Genomic DNA, 25,687 nt, shown 5'->3' with positions numbered 1-25,687 from the left:
GAGGCCCACGAAAACCCCGAAAGTCGAGTTGCCCGTGCGGCTGCCGAGCTCGATCTCGTCCCCGTCGCGGAAGACGACGGCGCGGAAGCCGTCCCACTTGGCCTCGTACTGCATGCCCGGCGGGATGGCGGCCGCGGTCTTCGCCAGCATCGGCGCCAGGGGTGGCATCACCGGAAGGTCCATGCCGGAATTGTGCGTTTTTATCCGGCTCTGGGGGTGTTCCGACAGGCGGGAGACCTGCGCGACGCCTAGCGTGAGCGCATGACGGAGGCCCTGGAGCTCACGGTCGGCGGGCGCACGGTCCGGCTGTCCAACCCGGACAAGGTCTACTTTCCGCAGCGCGGATTCACCAAGCGCGACGTCGCGGAGTACTACCTGAGCGTCGGCGACGGCATCCTGCGCGCGCTGCGGAACCGGCCCACCACGCTGGAGCGCTACCCCGACGGCGTGGAGGGCGAGTCGTTCTTCCAGAAGCGCGCGCCGAAGAACCTTCCCGAGTGGATCCCCACCGGCCGGATCTCCTTCCCCAGCGGCCGGCACGCCGACGAGATCTGCCCGACCGAGACCGCCGCCGTGCTCTGGGCGGCCAACCTCGGCTGTCTGACCTTCCATCCCTGGCCGGTGCGGCGCGAGGACACCGAGCACCCCGACGAACTGCGCATCGACCTCGACCCCCAGCCCGGCACCGGCTACGCCGACGCGGTGCGCGCGGCCCTCGAACTGCGCGAGGTGCTGCGGGAGCTGGGGATGACGGGCCGGCCCAAGACCTCCGGCGGGCGGGGGCTGCACGTCTTCGTCCCCATCCGGCCCGTGTGGACCTTCGTCCAGGTGCGGCGTGCGGCCATCGCCGTGGCCCGGGAGCTCGAACGGCGCGCGCCGGAGCGGATCACCACCGCCTGGTGGAAGGAGGAGCGCGGCGCGAAGATCTTCGTCGACTACAACCAGACCGCCCGCGACCGCACCATCGCCAGCGCCTACTCCCTGCGGCCCCGCCCCCACGCGCCCGTCTCAGCACCGCTGCGCTGGGAGGAGGTCCCCGACGCCGTGCCCGAGGACTTCGACCTGGCCACCATGCCCGCCCGGTTCGCCGCGCTCGGCGACGTCCACGCCGGCATGGACGAACAGCCCTGCGGGATGGAGGCCGCGCTGGAGCTGGCCGACCGCGACGAGCACGACCACGGCCTGGGCGACCTGCCCTACCCGCCCGAACACCCCAAGATGAAGGGCGAGCCGAAGCGGGTGCAGCCCAGCAGGGCCAAGAAGTAACCGCCGCGTTTATCCCGTGATTCCCCGTGGAACTGGGGCAATGCCGTACCCACTTCGCACCGAGGGAGAAAACGTGTCCACCACCACCCTGGCCACCGCCGCCGCACTCGGCGGGGCGCTGCTGCTCGTCGCACCCGCCGCCTCCGCGGTCCCCACGGCCGTCCCCGTCCGGGCGCACGGCACGGTCACCGCGCCCTCGGGGCTCAACGAGCGCGCCTACCCGAGCACCGACTCCTCCGTGCGCGGCGTCCTCAAGTACCGCGCCCAGGTGGGCCTGCGGTGCAAGGCCCACGCGCAGGAGGTCGGGGGCAACCCCCTGTGGTACCTGCTGCGGGAGCGCAACGACTGGATCGCCGCACGCTACATCGACAACGCCGGAGAGGTGCCGCTGTGCCGCAACCTCGGCCACAGCTCCCTCGACGACAGTGCGGAGTCCCGGGCCGCCATGGGGTGACGAAGTGCGAAGTGCCCCTCCCTTCCGGCCGGATCCGGCGGGTGCCATCATGAGCGGAGGGGGAGGTAGGGCCGGTGAACTGTACTCGCTGCGGCGCGCCCGTGATACAGGGGTCGGACGGCGGCTGGTCGTGCAACAACTGCGGGGCCGCCGGTAAATAATGGACAGCTCCGACATCCCCCAGACGAATGCTGCCGCGATGCTCTGCAAAGACTGTCTGAACCCGGTGATCGAGGGCCCCGAGGGGGGCTACGTCTGTGGCCAGTGCTTTCACGTGGTCGAGCCCAACGGCTATGCCGAGCGGCGTGCCGAGGGCGTGAAGAAGGCCGCGGAGGAGCGCCGGGTCCGTACCGAGGAGCGCCGTTCCCGCGTGCCCCGCTCAGGCCTGTGACCGTCAGAAGGAAGAACGCATTGGACCACCCGAACCATGGCTGCGTGCTGTTGCTGGACGGCACCCCGGACCGGCGGCGGGGCACCCTGCCGAACCCGACCGCGCACGCCGTCGCCGGAGCGAACCCGCGCCGCTTCCTCGCCGCAGCCTCGTCCGATGTCGTGCAACTGCCCGCCATGGCAGGCCCGCAGAGCGTCCTGGCCTACCTCCAGGACGCCGCCACCGTGCCCGGCCCGCTGCTGGTCTGGGTGACGGGCCATCTGATGATCCCCGCCCGCCGCAGCACCCAGCTGCACCTGGCGCTGCGCGAGAGCACCCCCGCCACCGTCCGCTACACCGGCCTGCCCTGGGAGTGGCTCACCCGCACCCTGGGCGAACACCCCGGCCCCACCCTGCTGGTGATCGACGCCGAGGCCGACGCCGCCGCCTGGCCGCACGTCACCGCGGCGGTCCGCGAGGGGCACCTCGGCGGCGGCGTGCCCGTGTGCGGCGTCGTCAGCCCCACCGCGGACAAGCCGGCCACGGAGGCCGGACCCTACGCCCGCGCCTTCCTCACCGCCCTCTCCGTCGGCCACCCCACCGCGGGGCCCGTGCTCGACCCCGTCCTGCTACACCAACTCGCGCTCACCCAGGCCGCGCTGCCCGACGGCGCGCTGAGCGTGCAGTACGGCGACGCCGGCCCCGTCCTCGCCAACCCGGCCGCCGCCGTCTCCGCCGCCCCTGCTCCCGCCCCCGCTCCCCGCGCACCGGAACCTGCTCCGGCCCCGCCCGAGGAGGACCCGCTGCCGCGCATCCTGGCCGCTGCCCAGGCCGGCCGGCACAACGAGGCGGCGGCCATGGCCGCCGCCTGGGAGCAGCAGACGCTGCGCCGGCACGGTTCGCACAGCCCCGAGGCCGGGCTGTGGGTCGAGGTGCGGGCCGACCTCGCCCGGCTCGCCGGCGACCACCCGCGCGCCGCCGAACTCTGGCTGTCCGCCGCCTCCCACCGGCTGGCCCGGGGCGGGGCCGCCGACGCCGAGACGGTCGAGGCGCTCAAGCGGGCGCACTACTGCTGGCAGCACAGCGGCGACCGGGCGCCGCACCTGGCGCCCGCCCTGCTCGCCCTGTGGGAGCAGGTCCCCGACGGCGGCGGGGCCGCGGCCGACGTGCGGGCCAGGATGCGGGAGACGGCGCGCACCCCCTGATCAGCCGCGGCCCGCGGTCCACCAGCGGGCCTTGTACATCCCGCCGTGCAGCAGGGTGCGGGTGCCGTCCGGCCGGTACAGCGTCAGGGTCGAGGTGCACCAGCTGCAGGCGTGGCCCCGCTCGGGCCGGGCGACCAGCACCTGGCCGGTCCTCGGCTCGTCGCCGATGCTCTTGACGTCCGGGCCGCTGATCCGCGACTGCTGCGGGTACGACACGAAGGCCTGCTCGGTCGTCGAGTACTGGTAGACGGCCGAGGCCGTGGTCACCCACAGCCGGCCCGGCCGGGTGAGCACGGGGGCCAGGTCGTGGCCGTTGCGGGTGGGCAGGGCGCGGCGGTGGACGACCGTCAGGGACGGCTCCTCCGGCGAGCCGCCCACCCGGAGCGCGACCAGCTCGCGGCTTCCCAGCGCCCACAACAGCCGTGTGCGCGGGTCCCAGTGCACCCCGTGCGCCCCCGGGAGCGGCACCTGCACGTGCTCGGTGGCCCGCGAGCCGCGGGAGGCCGCGTACAGCCGCAGGTAGCCGCCGGTGCTCGCCGCCACCGCCACGTTGCCGTCGGGCAGCAGCTCGATGCTGTGGGCGTTGCCCCTGCCGGTGTCGGCCGCCCAGTACACCGAGCGGCCCGGGTAGCCGATCACGGCGGCCAGCCCGCCGGAGGCCGTGGCCAGCAGGTAGCGGCGGCCGCCGAGTTCACGGAACTTGGCCTCGCTCGGATTCGCCCACGAGCTGTCGGGGTCGAGGTCCGTGAGGTCGTCGTTCCCGTCGGCGCTCCACGACCAGAGCACGCCCGCGTCGTTGCTCCCGGCGTCCCACTGCGCGCGCCGGGCGTCCAGCACGTACACGGACCGGGTGGCCTGGTCGGCCGCCACGATCGGCGACGAGGCGACCCGCCCGCCCCGGCCTCCCGCCTGGGCCGTGACGCCGGTTCCCGGCGCCGACAACGTGACCATCGCCGTGAGCATCACGGCCCACATCCGTCTCACGACACACCGCTCCTGACGTCCACGTCCTGCACGGGCCGCCAGGATCGGCCGGACGGGGGCGGGATGCGGGCCGCCACGCCCGGTACTCAGGCGAACGAGTGCATCGTCGGCGCAGGAGACGGTCCGTCCCGGCGATGGCGACGTCGTTGATGCCGGCCGAGGGGGCGATGGCCGTCGCGGCCGCCTCCGGTGCCGTCGCGGCTGCGCGGGAGGTGGCTGCGGTGCTGCTGGGGGGTGCGGCGGTCGGCCCGTAGATCCCTCCCCATACCGGGGAACGGCCCCGTTCCACCCAAGAACCGGGTTCAAACCTTCTGTACAACACCCGTACAGGTGAAGGGAGTTTACGCCTCCTTCTCCCGTGGTGGACTCTCCGATAGAACAGCGGCAGTCACACAGATGGGTGGTCACGGATGGATCCCCGGCACACAGCACCTTCGCCCGAGCCCGTCGAAGTGCCCCCGGAATGCCGGGGGTTCGTCGCGATCTCCGTCCGCCTCACCGGCTTCGACGAGTTCGGCCTGAGGGCGACGGGCATGGTGCGGCTCTACCACGACACCACCGTCGACCAGGTCGGGCGGGAGGCCGTCGGGCGCTTCATCGACGACCTGGCCGCCGCGGACGGCGACCCGGACGGCATCGCCGACGAGACCTCGCGCGATATCGCCCGCGCCATCACCCACCTGTGGTACCTGGGCGTCTGGCCCCAGCTCGCCCGCTCCGTGCACGCCGCGCTCGGCCGCGAGAAGGCCAACGTCGCCTTCATGGTCTCGCCCGAGGCCTATACCGAAGGGCTCGTCTGGCGCACCTTCCACGGCCACGCCCCCGGCGCCAAGGCCCCCGGCTTCGGCACCTGGGCCGACCCGCCGCCCGGCGCCGCGCCGCTCCCGGCCGCGAACCACCGTACGGAGGGCGCCGCATGAGCAGCCCCTCGCCGCAACTCGACGGACTCCACTACGACGTGATCGTGGTGGGCGCCGGACTCGCCGGCTCCCTGGTCGCCAAGCAACTGGGCGACCAGGGCTGGCGCGTCCTCGTCCTGGAGGCCGGCACCCGCACCCTGGACAGCTGGCCCGGCCACCTCGGTGCCGTGAACGCCTACTACGGGGCCCTGGCCAAGGTGCCCAACGCGCCCTACCGCGGCAACACCGCCGCCCCCTCGCCCGACGTGCTGGACCTCCAAGGCCTGCCCGGCGGCGGCTACCGCGCCGACGGCTACTTCGTCCAGAACGGCAACCTGCCCTACTGCAGCGACTACCTGCGCGCCGCCGGCGGCACCGCCCTGCACTGGATGGGCCTCACCCCGCGCATGCACCCCGAGGACTTCGCCCCCCGCACCGCCTTCGGCTACGGCCGCGACTGGCCCATCGGCTACGCCGACCTGGAGGCCCACTACCGCGCCGCCGAGCGGGTCCTGGGCGTGGCGGGCGACGCCGCCGAGCAGCGCGAGGCCATCGGCCTGCCCTTCCCCGACGACTACTGCTACCCCATGCACGCGATCCCCCGCAGCCACCTCGACAACGTCCTGGCCGCCCGGCTCGACGGGACGACGGTGCAGGAGTCGGACGACGCCCCGGCCACCACCCTGCGCGTGGTCACCACCCCGCACGCCCGCAACAGCACCCCCGACCTCCGCTACGACGGGGGCCGCGGCTACCGTCCCGCCGGAGCGGCCGGGCTGCCCAACTACGGCGAGCGCTGCGTCGGCAACGCCTCCTGCGTGCCCATCTGTCCGGTGCAGGCCAAGTACAACCCCCTCAAGACCCAGGCCACATGGTCCTGCAAGGTCACCATCGTCCCGCGCGCCGTGGTCAGCAGGGTCCTGGCCAACGCCAACGGCCGTGTGTTCGGCGTCGAGTACCAGCAGTACGACGACCCCGCCTCTCCCGTGCACACCACCCGCACCGCCGAGGCCGACATCGTCGTGCTGGCCGCCCACGCCGTCGAGAACGCCAAGCTCCTGCTGGTCTCCCGGCTCGCCAACCACAGCGGACAGGTCGGCCGCAACCTCATGGACCACCCCGTCCTGCTCACCTGGGGCCTGCTGGACGAGCCCGTCGGCCCCTTCCGCGGCCCCGGCTCGACGTCCGGACTGGAGTGCTTCCGCACCGGGCCCGCCCGCCGGGACCGCGCCCCCTTCCGTATCGAGATCGCCAACTGGGGCTGGAGCTGGCCCACCGGCTCGCCCTCCGGCGACGTCGCCCGCATGCTCGGCATCACCGGCGACTCCGGACAGCCGCGCGGCAGGGGCCGCTTCGGCACCGCGCTGCGCGAGGAACTGGGCCGGCGGATCGGGCGCCAGATCTCCCTGCAGTTCGCCGTGGAGCAGGACGCCGAGAGCCGCAACCGCGTGACCGTCGAGCCCGGCCTGCGCGACCGGCTCGGCAACCCGCGGCCCGTCATCACCTACGACCTCTCCGACCACGTCAAGCGCGGCATCGCCGCCGCCAAGGCCGTCTCCGACCGGATCTTCGGCATCCTCGGGGCCGAGGACCACACCGACTACGCCCCGGGCCCCTTCGCCCCCGGCCACTTCCGCCACGACGGCCGCGACTTCGTCTTCCACGGCGCGGGCCACGGCGCCGGCACCCACATCATGGGCGACTCGCGCGAGACCTCCGTCGTCGACTCCTGGCAGCGCTGCTGGGACCACTCCAACCTCTACGCGGTCGGCTGCGGCAGCATGCCCTCCGTCGGCACCTCCAACCCGTCGCTGACCATGGCCGCCCTCGCGCTGCGCAGTTGCGAGCAGATCCACCGGGACCTGATGGAGCTGCACCGGCCGCGGGTGATCCGCCCGGTCCCCGTGGCCCAGGCCCGTGTGGGGGAGGGACGCGCATGACCACCGACATCGCAGGCGAGCTGGCCGTCGTCGACGAGCCGCCGTTCCGCATCCCGCGCGACCGGGCGGACCTGCACCTCTTCCTGCAGGCCGCGCTGACCCTCGAACACCTGACGATCCCGCCCTACCTCACCGCGATGTACACCCTCCGGCCCGGCACCAACCGGCCGGCCTTCTACGCCGTCCGGGCCGTGGTGCTGGAGGAGATGCTCCACATGACCCTGGTCGCCAACCTGCTCAACGCGGTCGGCGGCCGCCCGCTGGTGGCGAACTCCCGCTTCGTGACCGGCTATCCCGCCCGGCTGCCCTACAGCCGGGACCGGTTCCCCGTCGCCCTGCGCCACTTCGGCGTCACGGCACTGGAGACGTTCCTGCGCATCGAGCACCCCGCGTACGTGGCCGAGCCGCCCGGCCACCCGTCGGTGGCCGGCGACGGGGGCTGGACCTCGGTCGGACAGTTCTACGCGACCGTCCGCGAGGGCCTGCTGCGCCTGGTCCGCACGTCGGGGGAGGACGGGCTCTTCACCGGGGACCCGGCCCGCCAGGTCGGCCCCCGGGACTTCTACAACTCGGGCGGGGATGTCTTCCCCGTCACGGACCTGGCCTCGGCCCTCGAGGCCGTCGAGGTCATCACCGACCAGGGCGAGGGCGCCAGCCGGACCGTCTTCAACGCGGACGACCGGTTCTTCGGCGAAGTCCGGGAGCCCGCGCACTATTTCCGCTTCAACGAGATCCTGCAGCAGCGCACCTACGGGCCGCAGGACACCCCCGCCTCGGGGCCCAGCGGGCCCGCGCTGGACGTCAGCTGGGCCGACGCGTACCCCGTCGACCCCGAGGCGAAAGTGCGGCACTACCCGCAGGGCAGCGCGGTGCGGGAGGCGGCCGAGCGGTTCAACTCGGTGTATGCGCGGCTGCTGTGGGTGCTGGAGTGTGCGTACGGGGGCCGTCCTGCGGTGCTGCCGGAAGCCGTTCCGGTGATGCTGGAGCTGCGGGACCTGTCGGAGCGGCTGTACCGGAATCCGCATCCGGATGCGGAGAAGGCGGCCCGGGGACTGCATGCGTCGGCGACGTACGAGGTGACGGAGGCGCACTTCGCGGCGGCTCGGGAGCGCTGGTCTCCGGACCGGAGGTGAGGGAGGACAGCGCGGTGGGGTGCGCCGTCGTGCCGTGAGGGTGCTCGGAGGGGACGTCGGGGGTGGTAACGGCGGGCTCAGTGGGGTGTGTTGCGGTCGGCTCCGGAGGGGCAGCGGACTTGGGCGTCCGGGCCGACGCAGTCGGCTCCGTCGGTTCCGTGGGCGTGTGCGTCGCCGAGGGGGTGGTCTCCGGTGGGTACGACCCGGCCGACGGGGTCGGTGCCGAGGACGAGTTCGACTCCGACTCCGACGGTGAGTCCGGGGACGCCGGCCCCGGACTCACCGAACCCCCCGGGACGGGAACCGGCACCACGGCCGAGTCCCCCTTGCCGTTGCCGCTGCCGACGTCCCGGTCGAACCCCTTACCGCTCTGCCGGGCGTCGACCAGCGGGATCTTCGCCATCGGGCCCTCGCTCTGCGGGCGCGCCACCACGACCGTGACCTCGATACTGCTGAAGCCCTCCCACCGGCTCCCCTTGTACGTCGAGGCCTTGCGGTCGATGTCGTCGGGCTTCAGCAGCGGATTGCCGCAGTTGCACTTCACCGACGGCTGCCCGTACCCGTCGACGAGCACCGCCATGCCCGCCTGCAGCACCGACAGGTACGCGGTGGTCACGCCGCCGCCGTCGTAGTTGTGGTTCTTCACCAGGGTGTCGCGGATCAGCACGACCGAGGTGAGGCCGTTGATGTACTGCGGTATCCGGCGGTAGTCGAGGTCGTGCACCTCGGCCCAGGCCTTCGCCTTGACGGGATCGACGGTGAGGTTCCTGATGATCAGGGCCTTGTCGCACTGGGTGGCGTTGCGGGTGCCGCCGAAGGCGCCGCGGGCGTCCCCCGCGGTCGTGCCCCCGCTGCGGTAGGCGGGGTCGACGTCGGTGACGTCGCTGCCCGGGGCGGCGAGGAACGGTTTGTCGCCGGCCGCCCCCACCGCCTCCAGCTGCACGTCCGCAGCCTTCTTCTCCCCGGACGACGAACAGGCCGCGAGCCCCGCGCCGCCGATCAGCACGGGCACCGCCAGCAGCGATACGAGACGGAGCCGGACAGGAAACCTCCGCATGGTGCAACCCCCCAGTTGTTCAGCCGCAGTTGGTCACCCAGCCCCCGCCGCACGCCGACGTCGGGTAGGACGTCGGGTAGTCCGAGGGGCCCGGCCCCAGGGGCGGAGCGGGGACGGTGGACGGTGAGGACGAGGCCGGGCCGGTGGCCGGGGCGCCCGTGGCGGGGGCGCCGGGTGTGGAGCCCGTGTCGACCGGTGTGCCCCCGGAGCCGTGCGAGGCGATCACCGCGGCGGCCGTTCCGCCGCCGACGAGCAGCAGGGCCAGCACGGCGCCGAACACCCGGGCGCGCCGCGGCGGTTCCGGGGGAGGCGGGGCAGGGGGCGGGGCGGACGGTACCGGTACGGGCGCCGCCCCCGCCGGCATCGTCGGCACGTATCCCGGCGGAGCCTCCGGCGCCCGCGTGACCGTACCGGCCGCCACCGCGTCCAGCAGCCGCAGTGCCTCGGCCGAACCCGTGCGCGCCAGCGGGTCCTTGACCAGTAGCCCCTCCAGCAGCGGGGTGAGCGGACCGGCGCGCCGCGGCGGGGGCGGTTCGTCCTGGACCACGGCGTGCAGGGTGAGCAGTGGCGAGGTGCGGCGGAACGGCGACGTGCCCTCGACGGCCGCGTACAGCATGGTGCCCAGCGACCACAGGTCGGAGGGGATGCCGGGGTGCCGCCCCAACGCCCGTTCCGGCGCCAGGTAGTCGGGCGAGCCGATCACATCCCCGGTGCGGGTGAGCGTGCCCGAGCCCTCGATCAGGGCGATGCCGAAGTCGGTCAGTACCACCCGGCCGGTGTCCTCCAGCAGCACGTTCGCCGGTTTGACGTCGCGGTGCAGCACCCCGGCCGCGTGTGCGGCCTGCAGCGCGCGGAGGACGGCCGCGCCCACGCGCGCGGCCTCCTTGGGGTCGAGCACTCCTTCGCGCTCCAGGACGTCGCCGAGCGACTGCCCGCGCACGAGCTCCATGACGATCCAGGGCCGGCCGTGCTGCTCGACCACGTCGTGCACGGTGATCACATGGGGGTGGGTGATGCGGGCGGCGGCGCGGGCCTCCTGCTTGAGCCGCGCGTAGAGGATGCGGACGTCCTCCTCGCGCAGCACGCCGGGGGCCCGCACCTCCTTGACCGCCACCTCGCGGTCGAGCACCTCGTCGAAGGCGCGCCAGACCACGCCCATCCCGCCGCTGCCCAGCCGGGCGACGAGCCGATACCGCCCGGCCAGCAGCGGAGCCCGCCCGTCCGTGTCCACGCCGCACGCCCTCTCCCCCCGTGCACGGCCCGCCGGGCCGTGCACATCCGGGCCACACCGGATGGGACGGGGGTGGGCGTCATTCCGTTCCGCGGATGCGTATGCGGGCGGGGGGCATCAGCGGCGCTCGGAGAGCTCCTTGTCGAGCCAGCGCAGGACGAGGGGGTATTCCTCGCGCCAGGTGCGGAAGTTGTGGCCGCCCTCGTCGCGGACGAGCTTGGTGACCTTGGTGGGGGCCTTGGCCTTCTCGGCGAATTTCATGGTGGGTCCGTAGTTCTGCGGCTCGCCCTTGTGGCTGGTGGACACGAGCAGAGAGACCGGCGGCGGGGGCATGTTCTCCAGGCGCCAGGTGAGGTCGGCCTCGTTCTTGAGCTTCTTGTTCCCGTCGTAGAGGTCGCCGGTCATCTTGTCCTGCCGTGCGAAGTAGTCGGCGGACAGGCCCGCTCCGGCGCCGTAGCGCGCGGGGTTGGTCATCGCGAGCTTCAACGCGCAGTAGCCGCCGGTGGAGTTGCCGACCGCGCCCCAGCCGCCGGTGGAGGTGTCGGCGCGGTAGACGTCGGTGACGGCGAGCGGCAGGTCCTGGTTGAAGAAGGTCAGCGCCTGCGGACCGCCGGGCACGTCGGTGCAGTTGGTGTCGCGGCCGGGGACCACGGAGGGGCGCACCATGACGTAGATCGTCGGCCGGATGTCGTCGTTCATGACGGCCTGCGAGGCGGCCCGCGGGACCTTGATCTGGGTGATCAGGTTCTTGGCGTCGCCGGGCTGGCCGGTGATGGCCACGACGACGGGGAAGCGGTCCTTCTCGTGCCCCTTCCGGAAGTACTGCGGCGGCAGGTAGACGTAGCCTTCCATGCTCAGCCCGCTGACCGGGCCGCGGATCTCGATCCGGTCGACCTGGCCGGCCTTCTCCTTGGCGCCGTTGAGGCCGACGGACTCGTGGCCCTTGACCGCGAGGGCCGGCGGCCGCTTGCCGTTGTCCTTGCCGTCCTGCAGCTCCTGCTTGCTGGAGGCGCGGCCCAGCAGGTCGTCCCAGGTGGTGTAGAAGCTGAACTGGTTGTTGGCGGCGACGAGCAGCACGGCCAGGATGCTCACCTGCGAGAGGCCGAGCAGCCCCAGCCGCGAGGCCCAGGCCAGCGGCCCCTTGCGGGCGGCGCGCGGCCAGAGCCACAGCACCAGCGCGCCCACCGCGACGGCGGCGAGCACGAGGACCAGCAGAAGGGTGGGGGACGTCAGACCCACGGCAGTCGCTCCTCTTCGGGGGGTTTCATCCGAATAGAAGCGATACGGGCGCGAAAGGTTTACTGATTCTTGGGGGAAACTTTATTTTCTCGGGAGGGGGTGCGCCCCGTCAGGGGCGCGGGGAACTGCGCGATCAACCCACACGGTCTGCAGTGGACCGACTACGGCGTGCCGCCCCGGACCGGCGCGGCCCCCGCATGAACCGCCAGCATCCCGGCAACCGTCCGCGCCCAAGGAAACTCCTCCGCCCGCGCCCGCGCCGCCGCACGGCGAACCGGCTCCGGCCACCCCAGCACCGTGCTCACCCCCGCGGCCACGGCCCCCGGCGACGCCCCCACCGCCACCCCCGCCCCCGGCGCCAGCAGCTCGCGGGCCGCCCCCGCGTCGGCCACCACCACCGGCGTGCCGCACGCGAGGGCCTCCAGTGCGGCCAGCCCGAACGCCTCCACCGGGCACGGCACGAGGGCGACGTCCGCGCGCGCCAGCAGCCCCGCCACCACGCCGCGGTCGGCCACGTGACCGTGGAAACGGACGGGCAGCCCCGCCGCCCGCCGCTGCAGCCGGGCCCGCTCCGGGCCGTCGCCCAGCACGTCCAGCCGTACGTCCATGCCCCGCCGCCGCAGTACTCGCAGCGTCTCCAGCGGCAGCGCGGGGGACTTCTCCGCCGACAGCCGCCCCGCGAACACCAGCCGCGTCTCCCCGACCGGAGAGTCGCCCGCGCGGCCCGGGGCGAACACCCGCAGGTCCACGCCCAGCGGTATCCGGTGCACGGCGGGCGCCGCCACCCGCGCGAACTCCGCGCAGGAGAAGGCGGATGCCGCGACGACCGCGTCGAAGCCCGCGGCCAGCCGCCGGTTCCACCCGTCGGCGAGCGGCGCCAGCGGCACCCATCCCGGCAGCCGGGGCGCCAGGATCGCATCGGCCCGCTCGTGCGAGAACAGCACCGACCGCACCCCGCGCGACCGGGCCCACGCGGCGGTGTGCACCAGGGTGAGTTTGTCCGAGACCTCCAGCGAATCCGGCGCCAGCCGCAGCAGCAGGCGGCGCAGCGTGCGCGGCGAGAACATCATCCGGTAGCCGCCGCCGACGGGCAGGCCGGGCAGCGTCACCCGCAGTCCGTCGGCCCGGTTGTGCACGGCCGCGTACCGCCGCCCCGGCACCACCAGCACCCGCTCGTGCCCGGCGGCCGCGTACCCCCGGCCGAGCGCGTCGAGCGTGGTGCGCAGGCCGCCCGAGGAGGCGCCGTAGAAGTTGGCGATCTGGACGATCCGCATCCGCCTCACGCCCGCAGGGTCCGCACCAGCCCGGCGTACGTGCACGGCCGCGCGCCCGCGGCCAGGGCCGTGTCGATGGCCTCCAGCGCACACGCACGCAGCCCGGGCCGGGCCAGGTCGGCGGGGTGCAGGGCGATCCGGAACGGTCTGCCGTGCCCCGCCCAGCGGCGGGCCGCGGCGCGCATCAGCCGGGCCCCGGCCCGCTCGCCGAGCCCGCCGGGCCGGTTGGACAGGGCGACCATCCCGTGCCGGGCCCCCGTCCGCAGGTCGTGCACGCCCAAGTGGCTGGTGGTGTACTCCAGTCCGAGCCGGCGCAGGGCCGCCATCGCACCGGGCGAGGCCAGCCAGCCGGGCGGGGTGAAGCCCTCGGGGACGATCCCCACCGAGGCCAGCGCGGCCAGCCCGCTCTCCAGCCGGCGCCGCGCCGCCTCCTCGTCCAGCGCACAGAACTCCGCGCAGCCGCGCGCGACCACGGCGTTCACCCAGCGCCGCGCCAACGGCCCGCCGGGCACGCCCTGATGGACGTAGCCGTGCAGCGCCAGCTCGTGCCCCCGCCTGCGCGCCCCGTGCAGCCACTCGACCAGCGCGGGGTCGTCGGGCAGCCGGGCGCCGCGCCAACTGCCCGGCACCAGCAGCAGCGTGGCCGGCACGCCGCGCTCGTCCAGGTCGTGCAGCCAGTGCCGGCTCTGCTCGAAGCTCCAGGGGGCGACGTCGTGCACCGAGACGACGAAGGGCGCCCCCGGGCCGCTCTGCGAGGCGTTCACCGGGCCAACTGTGCGAGCACGTAAGGTCCTTTGTCCGGCGCGGTGCGCCGCCCGCTGTCACACACGCTTCACACTTTCCCCGCGCGTCGGCCGGGTAAGCCGGGCCCCTCCCGGACGGGCAGGCTCACGGGAGCACACGGGTCGGCGGCGTTGCGCGGCGCGCGCCCTCCGTCGCACGCATTCCTTTTCCTCGCGGGGCATTATGGCGCCGCATATGAAATCCCGATGAAGCAGGCTGGAAATGGTCGGCGAAAAGTTTGTGCGGCGGCCGCGGAAATCGCTCGTCCTGACTGATTCCGGTGTCGTCGACCCGTCCTTGGCGTCGCCATGTTCTCGCACATCCGACCACGTAATACTGCAACCGCGTCGACCTCGGCGCCGGCACCGGAACGTACGTCCTGGTCAAGGCCTGACCTCGGACCCCGGCAACAGTCGCAGTGCGCGCAGCGCCACCGCGAGGTCGGCGACCGCACGCGGGTCCTGCAGGGAGCGGCCGGTCAGTTCCTCCAGCCTGCGCAGGCGGTAGCGGACGGTGTTGCGGTGGCAGTACAGCTGCTGCGCCGCCCCGGCCGCGGAGCCGCCGGCCGCGTACCACTGCTCCAACGTGTCCAGCAGGCGGGCCCGTTCGTCGGGCGGCAGTTCCAGGACGCGGGCGAGCGCCGTCCGCGCGATGCGGACGGCCTCGTCGGGGGAGGCCGCCACCAGCAGTGCCACCGGGCTGTCGTCGAAGCGCGCGACGCCCGCCGGGCGGCCGCGCAGCCCGGCCAGGGCGAGGCGTGCGTGGCGCAGGGCCCGCGGGGTGCCCTGGAGCGTGCGGTACGGAGGGCTGACGCCGACACGGCAGCCGGCGGTCTTCTCCAGCAGCCGCAGCACCGTCTTCTCGCCGGCCGGGCCGCGCGCCGCGACCACGCCCGCCTGGAGGTCGGGCAGCAATCGCCAGGCCGAGCGGGTCTGTTCGGTCAGCAGCCGGGACTCGATGCCGGGCAGCGCCTCCCGCCCGGGCGCGGGCACCTCGGCCGCGACCACGAGGTACGGGCCCTCGGTCGGCAGGCCGAGCGTGTCGGCGGCCTCCCAGAGCGTGGTGTGGTCGGTGAACATCCCGGTGAAGAGCGCCTCGACGAGCGCGGAGCGCTCGCGCTCCTGCTGGAGCGCCAGTTCGGCGGCCGCCTCGCGGTAGGCGTCGCCGGCCGCCGCCGCGAGGCCCTGGTTCACCCACCAGCCGGCCAGGGCCACGATCGTGTCCGCGCTGACCCCGTCGGCGGCGCCCGCCGCGGCGGCCAGCTCCGTCCACAGGAATTCGGAGCCGACGCGGTAGGCGTGCAGCAACTCGGCCAGCGGGGTGCCCATGTGGGCCGCCTCGCGGCCCGTGTCCTGCGCCTGGACCATGCCGGGCACGCAGCCCTCGGCGAGGTGCCCGAAGACCAGCTCGGCGTTGCGCCGGCACGAGCCGCCCAGCAGCTCGGAGGAGACCCGCTCCTCGCTGGCGTAGTAGGCCACTTCGGTCCGTATCCGCCTGGCCATGCGGTCGCCCAGTTCCTGCGCGCGCTGCAGCAGCAGGGCCGCCACGGGGGCGACTTCGGCGGGCGGGTACGGGGGACGGCTCATGTACCGCAGGTTACCGAGCAGTTCGGGTGTTGTGCCGGGGGACAACGCGACGCCGCGTTTGTGGTGTGCCGGCACATGGCCTGCGCCGTGGAGGGCGGCGACGATACCGGGAACGTTACCGGCCGGTTTCGAAGGAGTTCCCTCACCCCCTCTGCCCTTTCACGGGAGGAACCGTGTCCAGAGCCGTCCCGACGACCGCCGCCTGTGCTCTCCTCGCCGCATCCCTCGTCACCGTGGCCGCCCCCGCGCACGCCGCCGACGCCGGCGGGACCCCGGCCGGTACGTACGTGGCCCTCGGCGACTCCTACGCCGCCGGGGCCGGGGTCCCCGCACAGTCGGCGGGCCTGTGCATGCGCTCGTCCCGCAACTACGGCCATGTGGTTGCGGAGACCCTCAAACGCGAGGCCCCCTCGTCCGTGTCCTCGTACAAGGACGTGACCTGCGCCGCCGCCAAGGTGGGCGCGCTCACCGCCACCCAGACCGATGCCGGGATCCCCGTCAACGGGCCCCAGCTCGACGCCGTCACGCCGGGCACGGGCCTCGTCACCCTCACCATCGGCGGCAACAACCTCGGCACCACGGACCTCGGCTTCGTCGACGTCGTCGCCGTCTGCGCCACGCTCTCCGTGACCAACCCGTTCGGCGCCCCGTGCCGCGACCACTACGGGGACACGCTCGACAAGCGGCTCGACGCCGCTGCCCCCCGACTCGCCGCCGCGCTGCAGCGGATCCACGACAAGGCGCCGCGGGCGAAGGTACTGGTCGCCGGATACCCGGCGGTGCTGCCCGACGACCCGAAGAAGTGCCTCCTCAAGATGCCGGCCACGACCGGCGATATCGCCTACCTGCGCTCCGTCATCGGCAAGCTGAACGACATGGTCTCCACGACCGCCGCCGCCAACGGCGCCACGTACGTCGACACGCTCAGCGCGACCAAGGGGCACGACGCCTGCTCCTCGGACCGCTGGATCGAGGGCATCCTGCCCACCAAGCCGGCCCTGTCGCTGCACCCCAACGCCACGGGTGAGCGGGTGATGGCCGAGACGGTGCTGGAGGCGCTGCACGGCTGAGGAGATTCCTGTACGTGCATCGCCGCCCGGCCGGGGTTCCGGCCGGGCGGTCGCGCGTTCACCATCGATGCGCCGTGAAGTCCACGGGCCGGGGGCGGAGTGCGCGCGCCCGTTCCGCCAGTCGCACGAGCCGCTCGGCCATCTCGCCGGCCGGGAGGTGCTTGCGGTCCCCGTGCCCGGGCAGCAGCCACGCGAAGCGCAGGCGCTCCGCGGTACGGGCGAGGGAGGCCGCCAACTCCTCGACGGAGTACCAGACGACGTTCTCCGCGATCTCGATGTCCCCCGTCATGCGGGACCAGTAGAAGCTGTCACCGCTGAAGCAGTACTGGTCGTCGGCGACGTAGAGCACGCTGCCGCGCGTGTGGCCGGACAGCGGGTGGGCGACCACGCCGTCCGACACCTCGGCGGGCTCCGGCCCGCGCAGGACGCGGTCGGCGTCCGGGGCGGCGTCGAGATCACCCTCGTGGATCCACAGGCGCGCACCGAAGCGGTCGGCGTAGCGGCGGCCGTGGGCGGCGTGGTCGCGGTGGGTGAGGAGCACATCGGTGACCGGCCCGACGGCCGCCTCGTAGCGGTCGGCCAGCGACGGGCTCCAGCGCGGCGTGTCGACCATCATGGCCGCGCCCGAAGGGCGGCGCAGGAGATAGGAGTTGGCGCCCGCGGTCCGGAGGGAGTTGTGGCCGCAGAGGTGCACGTGCTCGTCGAGAGCGAGCGGGAACGGGTCGAGGGCGGGGTCGGGTTGTTGCCGGGGGTGGCGGATGGACCTGGTGGGGCAGCTGTGGGCAGCCGCATGAAGGTGCTGCAACTCGGCGGCGTCGCGCGGCTGGTGCAGGATCACCGAGCGGCCCCCGGCCTCCCCGATCAGGCCGGGGGCGAGCTGCCGGGCGACGTCGCAGTTCATGCAGCGGTCGTCGACGTACCAGCCGGACACGGCTTCTTCTTCCAGGACTTCGGCTTCCGGGACTTCGGTCATGCCTTCAGAGGTATCCCGGGCGGTGCGGAAACCGGAAGGGGGTGGCGATCTTGTGTTCCGGGCCGCGTGCGTATCTGCCGGGTTCGCGCAACGACGCTTACTGTACAGGTGTACAGTAACCCCGCAAGGCGCGGGCTCGAGGCGCGGAATCATCCCCTTCAAGGCATCGTGAACCCATGACCAAGATCAAGGCCATTGCTTTCGGCACCTACGGATCCGCCGAAGTGCTGCACCCCGTCGAACTGGACCTGCCCGTTCCGGGGCCGGGGCAGGTGCGGATCGCCGTGCGCTCCGCCGGGGTCAATCCGATCGACCACAAGATCCGCAGCGGCGACATGGTCGGGCTCTTCCCGGTCGAGTTCCCCTGCGTCCCCGGCCGGGAGGCGTCCGGCGTCGTGGAGGCGGTCGGCGACGGCGTCACCGGGGTGCAGGCGGGGGACGCCGTGCTCGGCCCCACGGTCACGGGCTCGTACGCCGAGCGCGCTCTGGCGGATGCGAGCCGGCTGGTCGCCAAGCCCGTCTCGATGCCGTGGGAGGAGGCCGCCGCACTGCCGGTGGCGGCCGAGACGGCCTGGCGGGCGCTGGAGCCGCTGCAGCTCCGCGAGGGCGAGACCCTGCTGATCCACGGCGCGGCCGGGGGAGTGGGGACGATGGCCGTGCAGTTCGCGCGGTCCCGCGACGTCCACGTCATCGGCACCGCGAGCGAGGCCAACCACGCGTACCTGCGCGGGCTCGGCGCCCACCCGGTCACCTACGGCGAGGGCCTCGCCGACCGGGTCCGCGCGCTGGCCCCCGACGGGGTGCACGCGGCCCTGGACGCGACGGGCAAGGGCGACGCCGTCGCCGTCTCGGTCGAGCTGACGGGCGGTGCCGACCGGGTGGTGACGATCGCCGACAGCGAGGGCGCCCTGCGCCACGGCGTCCGTTTCTCCTCCGGCGCCGAACCGGGCACGTCCCACATGGTGCCCGCCCTCACGGCGGCCCTCGGCCTGTTCGAGTCGGGCATCCTGCAGCTGCCGATCCACCACGTCTACGCGCTGTCGGAGGCGGCGGAGGCCCAGCGCGAGAGCGAGCGGGGGCATCTGGCCGGGAAGATCGTGCTGGCGGTGGTGTGAGCAGGAACGGTACGAACGTACCGTTCCCCGGCGCCGGGCCTCACCCCTCCACGTCCGACTCCGTGAACAGGAAGATTCCCCCCAGGATCAGCACGGCCCCGAAGCACTGCCAGAGGTTGACGCTCTCGCCCAGCAGCAGGGTCGCGGCCAGCAGGCCGAACAGCGGGATGATGTTGAGGATGACGCCCGCGGTCGGCACCGAGACCCGGGTGATCGCATGGTTGAACAGCAGGAAGGCCGCAGCCAGGCCGCCGCCGCAGACGAGGACGACCACGACCCAGTGCCCCGGCCGGGCCGCCGCGGTGCTGTCGCCGCCGTTCACCGCCCACTGCCAGGCCAGCAACGGCAGGGTGAACAGGAAACCGAAAGTGAATTGATAGGCCGTCACCACCAGGGGCTCCAGGTCCAGTACGGCGCGTCCCGCGACGATGGTGGCGGTGGCCGCGGCCAGCGAGCCGAAGAGGACCATCAGATCCCCCGCCGTCAGCCCGAGCGCCGCGTGTGCGCCGCTGAGCAGGGCCACCCCGGCCGTGGCCAGCAGCACGCCCGTGATGCCCCGGGCCGTGGGGAGGCGACGGCTGACGATCGCCGCCAGCGCCACCACGAAGCAGGACTCGGTGCCGGACAGCAGGGCGCCCTGGGTCGCCTCGATGTGCACCAGGCCCATGCTGATCGCGGCGTACCCCAGCATGGGTTCGAGCAGCCCCAGCACGGCCAGCAGTCTCAACTGGGCGCGGTTGGGCCGCTGGTGGCCCTTGTTGAGCAGGGCCGCCCACAGCAGGGCGGTGGCGGCGGCCAGGGAGACGCCGAGGACGGTCATCACGGGCAGGCCGGACAGCGAGTACTTCTCGGCCGTGGTCCACACGCCCCAGAGGACCGAGGCGATGGTCAGCGGCAGGATTCCGCCGCGCTGGCGGGTGACGACGTTCATGCGGAAGGCCGTTCTGGTCGGGGAGCGCCGGCGGCCGCGGTGCCTGCCGGGCGGCAATGATCACGGGGCGGCGGCCGGCGCGTCCATGCGCAATCCGGTCATGTGGCGCCGGACACCGGGACGTTGGGCGGATCACCAGGATCACCCGGGGCCGAGGCCGAGCAGCGCCTCCGTCTCCCGCTCGGCCGCCGCGACCGACCCGGCGTCCCGGCCCACCACCAGGTAGCGCCACTTCCCGTCGGTCTCCCGGGTGTCCGCGGTGAGGACGGTGCGGGCCGGGGCGGCCGCGTCGGCGAGGCCCGCGGCCTCGATGCGCCGCAGCATCTCGGCGAAGCCGGGGCCCGGTCCGCCGGGCCGGCTGTCCGCCCGCCAGTGCACGGGCGCGGCACCGGGGCGCAGCCGGCGCGCCAGCTTCTCCAGGTACGTACCGCCCGTGACGCGCACGTTGGCCTCGGTGATCACATAACCGCCGTCGTACGTACCGCAGTCGACGTCGAAGATGCCACGGTAGCCCCGGGCGTGCAGCCAGTCGCCGATCAGCAGGGCGGCCCTGCGCAGCTCACCGTGCCAGGGGCCCTCGGCCGCGGGAGCCACCATGCCCGTCCACGCGTTGTTCACCGTCCGCTGGTCGCAGCTGTAGTACTCGGTGACACCGGCGTCCTCGCAGAGCATCTCCATGCTCGGGGAGGCGGTGAGGGGCAGGTACTCCTCGTAGGTCCAGCCGCAGGCGGGGTCCGGCCCGTCGCCCAGGGCCTCCTGGATGCGCCGGGCCCGGGACTCCCGGGCGCCGGCCTCGATCACCAGATTGCCGAAGCCGGTCGAGGACCGGTCGGTCTTGACGATCGCCGCGGAGTGGCGGGAGAGGAACGCGACGAGTTTCTCCACGAGTTCGGCCCGGGTGGCGGCGGAGCCGCCGTCCGCGACCGGGAGTCCCAGGGCGGCCACCGTCTCCCGGATGCCGCTCTTGGTGTTGACGCGGCGGACGGTGTCCAGGACGGAGTCGCCGGGGTGGGCGGAGTACGGATACAGCTGCACCCCGGTCCGGCGGGCGAACTCCAGGACCGGGCGGTCCAGGGCGAAGGGTTCCAGCACGGGCCGTCCGGCGAGGCGGCCGGTCGCGCCGAGCGCGTCGGCGACGTCGAGCGCATGGACGGCGGCGGTCTCCGCAGGCGCGACGATGTCGACCTGCGCCACGTCCAGGCCGACGGTGTGTGCCACGTAGTCGCGGAAGTGCTGCGGGCACGGGGCCAGCATCACCACGCAGTCGCCCGGTTCCGCCTCCCACAGCATGCGGGGCGTGGGCAGCGCCATCGCCCGCAGATAGCGGTCCGTGGGGTGCTCGGCCATGGTGTCGCTGTTGATGTTCGCGAGAATCGTGCGGCTCGGTCTTCTCGTACTCATCGGGCTCGTACTCATCAGGCCCGTACTCATCGGGCTCGTGCTCATCCTCGTGCTCATCCGGCCTGTCCTCCGGCGGACTTCGGGGGGTACACATGCTCCTCGCCCCACGGGTCGGTGACCCGGGCGGCGTCCTCCGTCAAGTACACCGGCCCGATGGGCACCTTGCCGTGCCCGCCGGGGATGTCCAGGACGTAGGTGGGCTGGCACATGCCGGACACCCGGCCGCGCAGGCGGCGCATCAGCTCCTGCCCCTCGCCGATCGTGGTCCTGAAGTGGCCGGTGCCCTTGGCCAGGTCGCCCTGGTGCAGGTAATAGGGCTTGACGCGGTTCACGATCAGGGTGCGGAACAGCTCCTCCAGCGCCTCGGGGGTGTCGTTCACCCCCTTGAGCAGCACGGTCTGGCTGACGAGCGGGATGCCGGCGTCCACGAGCCGGCCGAGCGCCGCGCGGGCGTCGTCGCCGATCTCCTGGCTGTGGTTGGTGTGCACGACGACCCACACCGGCGTCGTGAGCCGCAGCGACTCGACCAGCTCCGCCGTCACCCGGCGTGGGTCCACCACCGGTACCCGGGTGTGGAAGCGGATGACCTTCACGTGCTCGATGGCGTCGAGCGCTTCCAGCATGGGACGCAGCTTGACGGGTGCGATGACGAGCGGGTCGCCGCCGGTGAAGATGACCTCCCACACCTCGGGGTGCGCCCGTATGTAGTCGAGGGCCGCCTCCAGGCGGTCGTCCCGGAGCATCTGGTCGCCGGGGCCGACGACTTCACGCCGGAAGCAGAAGCGGCAGTAGACGGGGCAGACGTGCACCGGCTTGAACAGCACCCGGTCCGGGTAGCGGTGGGTGATGCCCTTCACGGGGGTGAAGGGGTCGTCTCCGATGGGGTCGTCGCTCTCCTCCGGGGTGACGACCAGTTCCCGTCCGGTGGGGACGAACTGCCTGCCCACCGGATCGTCCGTCTCGAAGATGCGGTCCTGCATGGCCGGTGTGATGCTCACGGCGTAGCGCCGGGCGACATCGGCGATCTCCGGCAGGTCGGTCTCGTCGATCAGTTTGTTGGCCAGCAGGTCTTTCGGCGTGCGGACGGATCGGCCAGTCACGTGTCAGTACCTCTCCCGTCGGCGCCATTGCGCATATGCAATGGGCGGCCTGTATGGATCGAGGGCGCAGGAATCTCCGCCTCCGGCCGGTGCTGCGGAAATACGGGGCGGGTGTGAGGTTGTCATGGAGAACGGAGGAAACTCCTCCGGCACCGGCCGCGTTGTCGCATTCGGGCGCGATGCACGAGCGCCCTTGATCGCCGGACGCCGATAATGGTGAGTCCCTGCTCGGCCGTTGTCAACGCCCTGACAAAACAGGTGTGTTGGTGACGGGGAGTGTTCATCGTGGGGATCTTGCGCGACCCGTGAAGGGTCGGTTAGCGTGCGGTCCGGTCACATGACGATACCCATTGCGTGCTCGAATTCGAGGAGTTGGGTACATGTGCATGAGGCCCCGCATCGGGGTTACGTCACGCTTTCGCGAAGCCATACAGAGCCACAGCATTCACCGCGGATATGTCGAGCAGGTGGCCCGTGCAGGCGGGTTGCCGGTGGTCATACCCTGTCTTGCCGAAGAACTCTGCGAACCCTATCTTTCCGTCATCGACGGGCTGTTGCTCACCGGGGGCGAGGACATCGACCCCGCGTACTGCACGGGCACCACCAGACAGCCCGGATATCGCTACCAGCCGGAACGTGACCGATTCGAGATCGTGCTGGCCCGGTCGGCGCTCGACCGGGGGCTGCCGACGCTCGGCATCTGCCGCGGCGCCCAGATTCTCCACACCGTCACCGGAAATCCGCTGATACCCCACCTCCCGGACGTCAACGAGGGGCTCGTCGCGCACCGGACGTCGCTCACGGAACCCTCCCGGCACTGCGTCACCCCCGTCGCGGGCACCAAAGTCGCGGACGCCTACGGGGACCGGCCGCTGAAGGTGACCTCCTACCACCACCAAGGGCTCGGCGAGCAGACCCCGGGCGGCGCCGTCCGGTGGCGGGTGACGGCCCGGTCGGACGACTCCTTCGCCGAGGCGGTCGAGCGGGAGGGCCCGGAGTGGACCGTGGGCGTCCTGTGGCATCCCGAACTCCCCGCGGACGAGGGCGACACCGGGCCCGACCCCCTGATCGCGGCCTTCGTCTCCGCGGCGGCCGGCCCATGACCTTCGACGTCCACCGGCTCGGCCCCGGGGACCTGGAACTTCTGCTCGGCCTGCAGGAACGCATCGCCGCCGCCCTGCCCGACCCCGGCGTCTTCCAGACCAGCACGCCCGAGTTCATCGCCTACTGCCTGGCCGACGGCGGCCGTTGCTACGGCGTGACCCACCACGGCGAGACGGTGGCCTACCGGATCGTCTACTTTCCCCGCGACCGCCCGTTCAACCTGGCGAAGGACAGCGCTCTGCCACCGGACGAGCACGCCGCCGTCGGCCACTGGGACACCGTCGCGGTGCTGCCCGGCCGGCGCGGACACGGACTCGCCCGGCTCATGAACGTCCGCGCCCTGGCCGACGTGGCGGCGGACACCGGCATCCGGCACCTGTTCGCCACCAGCTCGCCGCTCAACCCGCACGGCGTGCGCACCCTGTCGGAAGCCGGATTCCAACCCATCGGCCTGGTCCGGAAGTTCGGCGGCAAACTGCGCTTCCTGCTGTACCGGCCCAGCCCGCAGGGCTGGCCCGCCGCACCCGCCGGCACGCCGGAGCGGACCGTCCCGTTCCCGGACACCGGCGCTCTGGAGGAGGCCTTCCGGGACGGCTGGACCGGTGCCGGCACCGACCTCGCCGGGCCGGGCCCCGCACGGCTGCGCCTGCACCGGCGGCCTCCGCCGTTCGGCGATACGCGGTACTAGCGGTGTCCCACGGGGCAGCGCAGGCCCCGCAACGCCCCATCCCAGAACAGGAATCTCAAGCGTGATGAAGATTCTGCTCACTCTCGCCAACGCCGGCCTGGAGGCAACGGACTTCCTGCGGTCCGGAAACATCGTGCACGACCCCTCACTGGACACCGCCCCCGGTGAGCAGCTGACCGACGCCCTCGTCCTGCACGGGGCCGCCGGACTGATCACATCGCGGCGGCCCGGCGAAGAGGTGCTGCGGCGCTGGTCGCAGGACGTCCCCGGAGCCAAGTTCCTGTCGTACGCGACCGGTTGCGCGCAGCCGTCCCCCAGAGCGCCGGACATCGCCGAGTCCCGGCACGACGGCAGCAGCCTGGAGGCGATCGCCACGGCGCTCGGCCACTGCGAGCGGCACTTCGCGTTCGCCCGCCCGGCGCAGCCGCTCCCCGCGCCGGCCGGTGCCGGGAACCGCGACGTCGTCCTGATCGGCGCCGGCATCGTCAACCTGGTCACGGCCGTCCGCCTCACCGAGGACGGCTTCCGCGTGACCGTGCTCGACAGGTCCCCGGCACCCGGCACCGCCCCGTGGAACGCGTACGGCTGCAGCCACGCCGGCGACGACGCGCGCATGTTCACGTTCACCGAGATGGACGACTACCACGACCAGGACTTCTACGGCACCGCACCGGACCTCTTCCGGCGGCCGGTCGAGCGCAACGGCTGGCTGGCCCGCGACCCGCAGTCCCTCTCCGGCGAAGAGCGCCGCTGGATCGAGGAGTTCGAGCGCGTCCCGTCCTGGCTGGCCCGCACCTACAACGAGGACATCTTCTCCCTCAGCGCCGAGGCGGCGGGGGAGTGGGGCCGGCTGCGGCAGCGCCGTCCCGAACTCTTCGAGGACGTCGTCCTCGCCGACGGCATCCTGCGCGTGTACACGGACCCCGGCCACCTCCGGGCGGCGCTGGCCCGGCACCGCGCCATCGGCGCCGTCCTGCGCGAACTCCCGCCCGCGGAGCTGGCGCGCGACCACCCGGCACTGGCCCGCCCGGTGCGCGAGGGGACCCTGGCCGGAGGGCTCCTCGTGCCCGGGTTCACCCTCAACGTGCACAAGTTCACCCGGTGCATCGTCGACTGGCTCGGACACCGGGGCGTCCGCCTCCACTGGGACACCGAGGTGACGAGGGTCCGGCGCGACGCCTCCGGCACGGTCACCGGGTTCGACTGCGGCGTACCCGTCCCCCGCACCGCGCACGTCGTCGCGTCGCCGGGGGTGTACGGCCCGGAACTGCTGCGGGGAACGCCGTGCGAGGGGAAGATCCACGGAGTGCTCGGCGGCTGGATGCGGATCAGCAACCGGGCCACGCGCCTCGCGAACTCGCTCAAGATAGGGCGCCGCGGCCACGTGACCGAGGACGCGAACGTGACCGTGGGGCTGGACGCCGACGGCCAGGAGATCCTCATCGTGGGCTCCGGCTACGGATACACCGGGGCCGCCACCGAGCCGGACGAGCACGAGCTCACCGCCGTCCGCCTCGGCATCCTCGACACGATCGGGCAGATCTTCCCGGGCCGCGCCGCGCTCCGGGCCTCGTCCCGGCCCGACGACAACTACGCGTTCAAGTACTGCATACGCCCCTGGACCGCGACCTCCCTCGGCCTCTACCACGCGGAGGTGACGTCCGGGGCGCGCCTGTTCATCATCAACGGCGGCCACAACACCGGCGGGTTCGCCCAGGCCCCCGCCATCGCCGGCGCCGTGCTGGCTTCGCTGCACGGCACACCGCACCCGATGCACGCGCTCTATCACCCCGAACGCTTCTCCGCCTTCATGACGGACAAGGAACCCCCGGTACCGGCCGCCTCGCTGCCCCTGGTCGCGGGCAACTGACAACGCACCCGGAG

General features: G+C 73.0%; 23 protein-coding genes and 1 pseudogene. 12 read left to right on the top strand and 12 right to left on the bottom strand.

Annotated features, from left to right (window positions below; all coding sequences use genetic code 11):
• Positions 1-183, bottom strand: a 183-nt coding sequence (locus ACLHRZ_RS28090) for an ATP-dependent DNA ligase (protein WP_490421340.1), incomplete at its 3' end; no start/stop codon positions are given.
• Between the two features lie 78 nt (positions 184-261).
• On the opposite strand from ACLHRZ_RS28090, the gene ligD reads away from it, so the two are divergent.
• From ligD to ACLHRZ_RS28070, 4 genes are all read left to right on the top strand, one after another.
• Positions 262-1,266: a non-homologous end-joining DNA ligase gene (gene ligD, locus ACLHRZ_RS28085; RefSeq protein WP_490421339.1), complete on the top strand. Its 1,005-nt coding sequence runs from the start codon at positions 262-264 to the stop codon at positions 1,264-1,266.
• Between the two features lie 73 nt (positions 1,267-1,339).
• Complete coding sequence (locus ACLHRZ_RS28080) at positions 1,340-1,720, top strand: SH3 domain-containing protein (protein WP_490421338.1); 381 nt, start codon at positions 1,340-1,342, stop codon at positions 1,718-1,720.
• Positions 1,721-1,919: 199 nt separating this feature from the next.
• The gene (locus tag ACLHRZ_RS28075; protein ID WP_490421337.1) at positions 1,920-2,111 is read left to right on the top strand and encodes a hypothetical protein; all 192 of its coding nucleotides are present in this window, start codon (positions 1,920-1,922) and stop codon (positions 2,109-2,111) included.
• Between the two features lie 20 nt (positions 2,112-2,131).
• On the top strand, positions 2,132-3,295 hold the full coding sequence (locus ACLHRZ_RS28070) for a hypothetical protein (protein WP_490421336.1): 1,164 nt from the start codon (positions 2,132-2,134) through the stop codon (positions 3,293-3,295).
• Here the strand turns inward: ACLHRZ_RS28070 and ACLHRZ_RS28065 are convergent, their stop codons facing one another.
• Positions 3,296-4,270 (bottom strand): DUF6528 family protein, encoded by a 975-nt coding sequence (locus tag ACLHRZ_RS28065; protein ID WP_490421345.1) that lies wholly within the window; start codon positions 4,268-4,270, stop codon positions 3,296-3,298. It lies immediately after the preceding gene.
• Between the two features lie 419 nt (positions 4,271-4,689).
• On the opposite strand from ACLHRZ_RS28065, the gene ACLHRZ_RS28060 reads away from it, so the two are divergent.
• The 3 genes and pseudogenes from ACLHRZ_RS28060 to ACLHRZ_RS28050 all read left to right on the top strand — a co-directional run.
• Positions 4,690-5,199, top strand: coding sequence for a hypothetical protein (locus ACLHRZ_RS28060; protein WP_490421335.1), 510 nt, complete (start codon positions 4,690-4,692; stop codon positions 5,197-5,199).
• On the top strand, positions 5,196-7,118 hold the full coding sequence (locus ACLHRZ_RS28055; protein ID WP_490421334.1) for a GMC family oxidoreductase: 1,923 nt from the start codon (positions 5,196-5,198) through the stop codon (positions 7,116-7,118). The genes ACLHRZ_RS28060 and ACLHRZ_RS28055 overlap by 4 nt, the downstream gene beginning before the upstream one ends.
• Positions 7,115-7,843 (top strand): annotated as a pseudogene (locus ACLHRZ_RS28050) (ferritin-like domain-containing protein); the annotation flags it as partial. The gene ACLHRZ_RS28055 and the pseudogene ACLHRZ_RS28050, both read left to right, overlap by 4 nt.
• A 166-nt stretch (positions 7,844-8,009) precedes the next feature.
• On the opposite strand, the gene ACLHRZ_RS28045 reads toward ACLHRZ_RS28050, so the two are convergent.
• From ACLHRZ_RS28045 to ACLHRZ_RS28020, 6 genes are all read right to left on the bottom strand, one after another.
• Complete coding sequence (locus tag ACLHRZ_RS28045) at positions 8,010-9,308, bottom strand: DUF6777 domain-containing protein (RefSeq protein WP_490421333.1); 1,299 nt, start codon at positions 9,306-9,308, stop codon at positions 8,010-8,012.
• A gap of 19 nt (positions 9,309-9,327) precedes the next feature.
• Entirely contained in the window at positions 9,328-10,539 is a 1,212-nt protein-coding gene (locus ACLHRZ_RS28040; RefSeq protein WP_490421332.1) for a serine/threonine-protein kinase, read from the bottom strand.
• A 117-nt stretch (positions 10,540-10,656) separates the two neighbouring features.
• A complete protein-coding gene (locus ACLHRZ_RS28035) occupies positions 10,657-11,778 on the bottom strand; it encodes an alpha/beta hydrolase (protein WP_490421331.1) in 1,122 nt (373 codons plus the stop codon).
• 161 nt (positions 11,779-11,939) lie between these two features.
• On the bottom strand, positions 11,940-13,052 hold the full coding sequence (locus ACLHRZ_RS28030; protein WP_490421344.1) for a glycosyltransferase: 1,113 nt from the start codon (positions 13,050-13,052) through the stop codon (positions 11,940-11,942).
• 5 nt (positions 13,053-13,057) lie between these two features.
• Complete coding sequence (locus tag ACLHRZ_RS28025; RefSeq protein ID WP_490421330.1) at positions 13,058-13,816, bottom strand: DUF2334 domain-containing protein; 759 nt, start codon at positions 13,814-13,816, stop codon at positions 13,058-13,060.
• 402 nt (positions 13,817-14,218) lie between these two features.
• Positions 14,219-15,421 (bottom strand): PucR family transcriptional regulator, encoded by a 1,203-nt coding sequence (locus ACLHRZ_RS28020; protein WP_490421329.1) that lies wholly within the window; start codon positions 15,419-15,421, stop codon positions 14,219-14,221.
• A 173-nt stretch (positions 15,422-15,594) separates the two neighbouring features.
• Between ACLHRZ_RS28020 and ACLHRZ_RS28015 the strand changes: the two genes are divergently transcribed.
• On the top strand, positions 15,595-16,491 hold the full coding sequence (locus ACLHRZ_RS28015) for an SGNH/GDSL hydrolase family protein (protein WP_490421328.1): 897 nt from the start codon (positions 15,595-15,597) through the stop codon (positions 16,489-16,491).
• A gap of 58 nt (positions 16,492-16,549) precedes the next feature.
• On the opposite strand, the gene ACLHRZ_RS28010 is transcribed toward ACLHRZ_RS28015, so the two are convergent.
• Positions 16,550-17,464, bottom strand: coding sequence for a 4Fe-4S domain-containing protein (locus tag ACLHRZ_RS28010; protein WP_490421327.1), 915 nt, complete (start codon positions 17,462-17,464; stop codon positions 16,550-16,552).
• A 185-nt stretch (positions 17,465-17,649) separates the two neighbouring features.
• Here ACLHRZ_RS28010 and ACLHRZ_RS28005 point away from each other — a divergent pair, with 185 nt between their 5' ends.
• On the top strand, positions 17,650-18,579 hold the full coding sequence (locus ACLHRZ_RS28005) for an NADP-dependent oxidoreductase (protein ID WP_490421343.1): 930 nt from the start codon (positions 17,650-17,652) through the stop codon (positions 18,577-18,579).
• Between the two features lie 40 nt (positions 18,580-18,619).
• Here ACLHRZ_RS28005 and ACLHRZ_RS28000 read toward each other — a convergent pair whose 3' ends face one another.
• The 3 genes from ACLHRZ_RS28000 to ACLHRZ_RS27990 all read right to left on the bottom strand — a co-directional run bounded on the left by ACLHRZ_RS28000 (position 18,620) and on the right by ACLHRZ_RS27990 (position 22,011).
• Complete coding sequence (locus ACLHRZ_RS28000) at positions 18,620-19,510, bottom strand: DMT family transporter (RefSeq protein WP_490421326.1); 891 nt, start codon at positions 19,508-19,510, stop codon at positions 18,620-18,622.
• Positions 19,511-19,651: 141 nt separating this feature from the next.
• A complete protein-coding gene (locus ACLHRZ_RS27995) occupies positions 19,652-20,911 on the bottom strand; it encodes a preATP grasp domain-containing protein (protein ID WP_490421325.1) in 1,260 nt (419 codons plus the stop codon).
• Positions 20,912-20,964: 53 nt separating this feature from the next.
• Positions 20,965-22,011 carry a lysine-2,3-aminomutase-like protein gene (locus tag ACLHRZ_RS27990; RefSeq protein WP_490421324.1) on the bottom strand — a complete coding sequence of 349 codons (1,047 nt, stop codon included), beginning with the start codon at positions 22,009-22,011 and terminating at the stop codon, positions 20,965-20,967.
• A gap of 380 nt (positions 22,012-22,391) precedes the next feature.
• Between ACLHRZ_RS27990 and ACLHRZ_RS27985 the strand changes: the two genes are divergently transcribed.
• The 3 genes from ACLHRZ_RS27985 (at position 22,392) to ACLHRZ_RS27975 (ending at position 25,673) form a co-directional block, all read left to right on the top strand.
• Positions 22,392-23,114: a gamma-glutamyl-gamma-aminobutyrate hydrolase family protein gene (locus ACLHRZ_RS27985; RefSeq protein ID WP_490421323.1), complete on the top strand. Its 723-nt coding sequence runs from the start codon at positions 22,392-22,394 to the stop codon at positions 23,112-23,114.
• Positions 23,111-23,803 (top strand): GNAT family N-acetyltransferase, encoded by a 693-nt coding sequence (locus ACLHRZ_RS27980; protein WP_490421322.1) that lies wholly within the window; start codon positions 23,111-23,113, stop codon positions 23,801-23,803. The genes ACLHRZ_RS27985 and ACLHRZ_RS27980 overlap by 4 nt, the downstream gene beginning before the upstream one ends.
• A 64-nt stretch (positions 23,804-23,867) precedes the next feature.
• On the top strand, positions 23,868-25,673 hold the full coding sequence (locus ACLHRZ_RS27975) for an NAD(P)/FAD-dependent oxidoreductase (protein ID WP_490421321.1): 1,806 nt from the start codon (positions 23,868-23,870) through the stop codon (positions 25,671-25,673).
• Positions 25,674-25,687: the final 14 nt, after the last annotated feature.

This window comes from Streptomyces sp. AM25, assembly GCF_058146165.1.
Note: the sequence above shows the minus strand (reverse complement) of the source record. Positions and strands in the feature narration are given on the sequence as shown.

Coding starts and splice junctions, on each gene's coding strand:
- ACLHRZ_RS28060 (WP_490421335.1), top strand. CDS start 4,690: ATGGATCCCCGGCACACAGCACCTTCGCCCGAGCCCGTCGAAGTGCCC.
- ACLHRZ_RS28030 (WP_490421344.1), bottom strand. CDS start 13,052: ATGCGGATCGTCCAGATCGCCAACTTCTACGGCGCCTCCTCGGGCGGC.
- ACLHRZ_RS28075 (WP_490421337.1), top strand. CDS start 1,920: ATGCTCTGCAAAGACTGTCTGAACCCGGTGATCGAGGGCCCCGAGGGG.
- ACLHRZ_RS28000 (WP_490421326.1), bottom strand. CDS start 19,510: ATGAACGTCGTCACCCGCCAGCGCGGCGGAATCCTGCCGCTGACCATC.
- ACLHRZ_RS28045 (WP_490421333.1), bottom strand. CDS start 9,308: ATGCGGAGGTTTCCTGTCCGGCTCCGTCTCGTATCGCTGCTGGCGGTG.
- ACLHRZ_RS28020 (WP_490421329.1), bottom strand. CDS start 15,421: ATGAGCCGTCCCCCGTACCCGCCCGCCGAAGTCGCCCCCGTGGCGGCC.
- ACLHRZ_RS27985 (WP_490421323.1), top strand. CDS start 22,392: ATGTGCATGAGGCCCCGCATCGGGGTTACGTCACGCTTTCGCGAAGCC.
- ACLHRZ_RS27995 (WP_490421325.1), bottom strand. CDS start 20,911: ATGAGTACGAGAAGACCGAGCCGCACGATTCTCGCGAACATCAACAGC.
- ACLHRZ_RS28055 (WP_490421334.1), top strand. CDS start 5,196: ATGAGCAGCCCCTCGCCGCAACTCGACGGACTCCACTACGACGTGATC.
- ligD (WP_490421339.1), top strand. CDS start 262: ATGACGGAGGCCCTGGAGCTCACGGTCGGCGGGCGCACGGTCCGGCTG.
- ACLHRZ_RS28010 (WP_490421327.1), bottom strand. CDS start 17,464: ATGACCGAAGTCCCGGAAGCCGAAGTCCTGGAAGAAGAAGCCGTGTCC.
- ACLHRZ_RS27975 (WP_490421321.1), top strand. CDS start 23,868: ATGAAGATTCTGCTCACTCTCGCCAACGCCGGCCTGGAGGCAACGGAC.
- ACLHRZ_RS27980 (WP_490421322.1), top strand. CDS start 23,111: ATGACCTTCGACGTCCACCGGCTCGGCCCCGGGGACCTGGAACTTCTG.
- ACLHRZ_RS28065 (WP_490421345.1), bottom strand. CDS start 4,270: ATGTGGGCCGTGATGCTCACGGCGATGGTCACGTTGTCGGCGCCGGGA.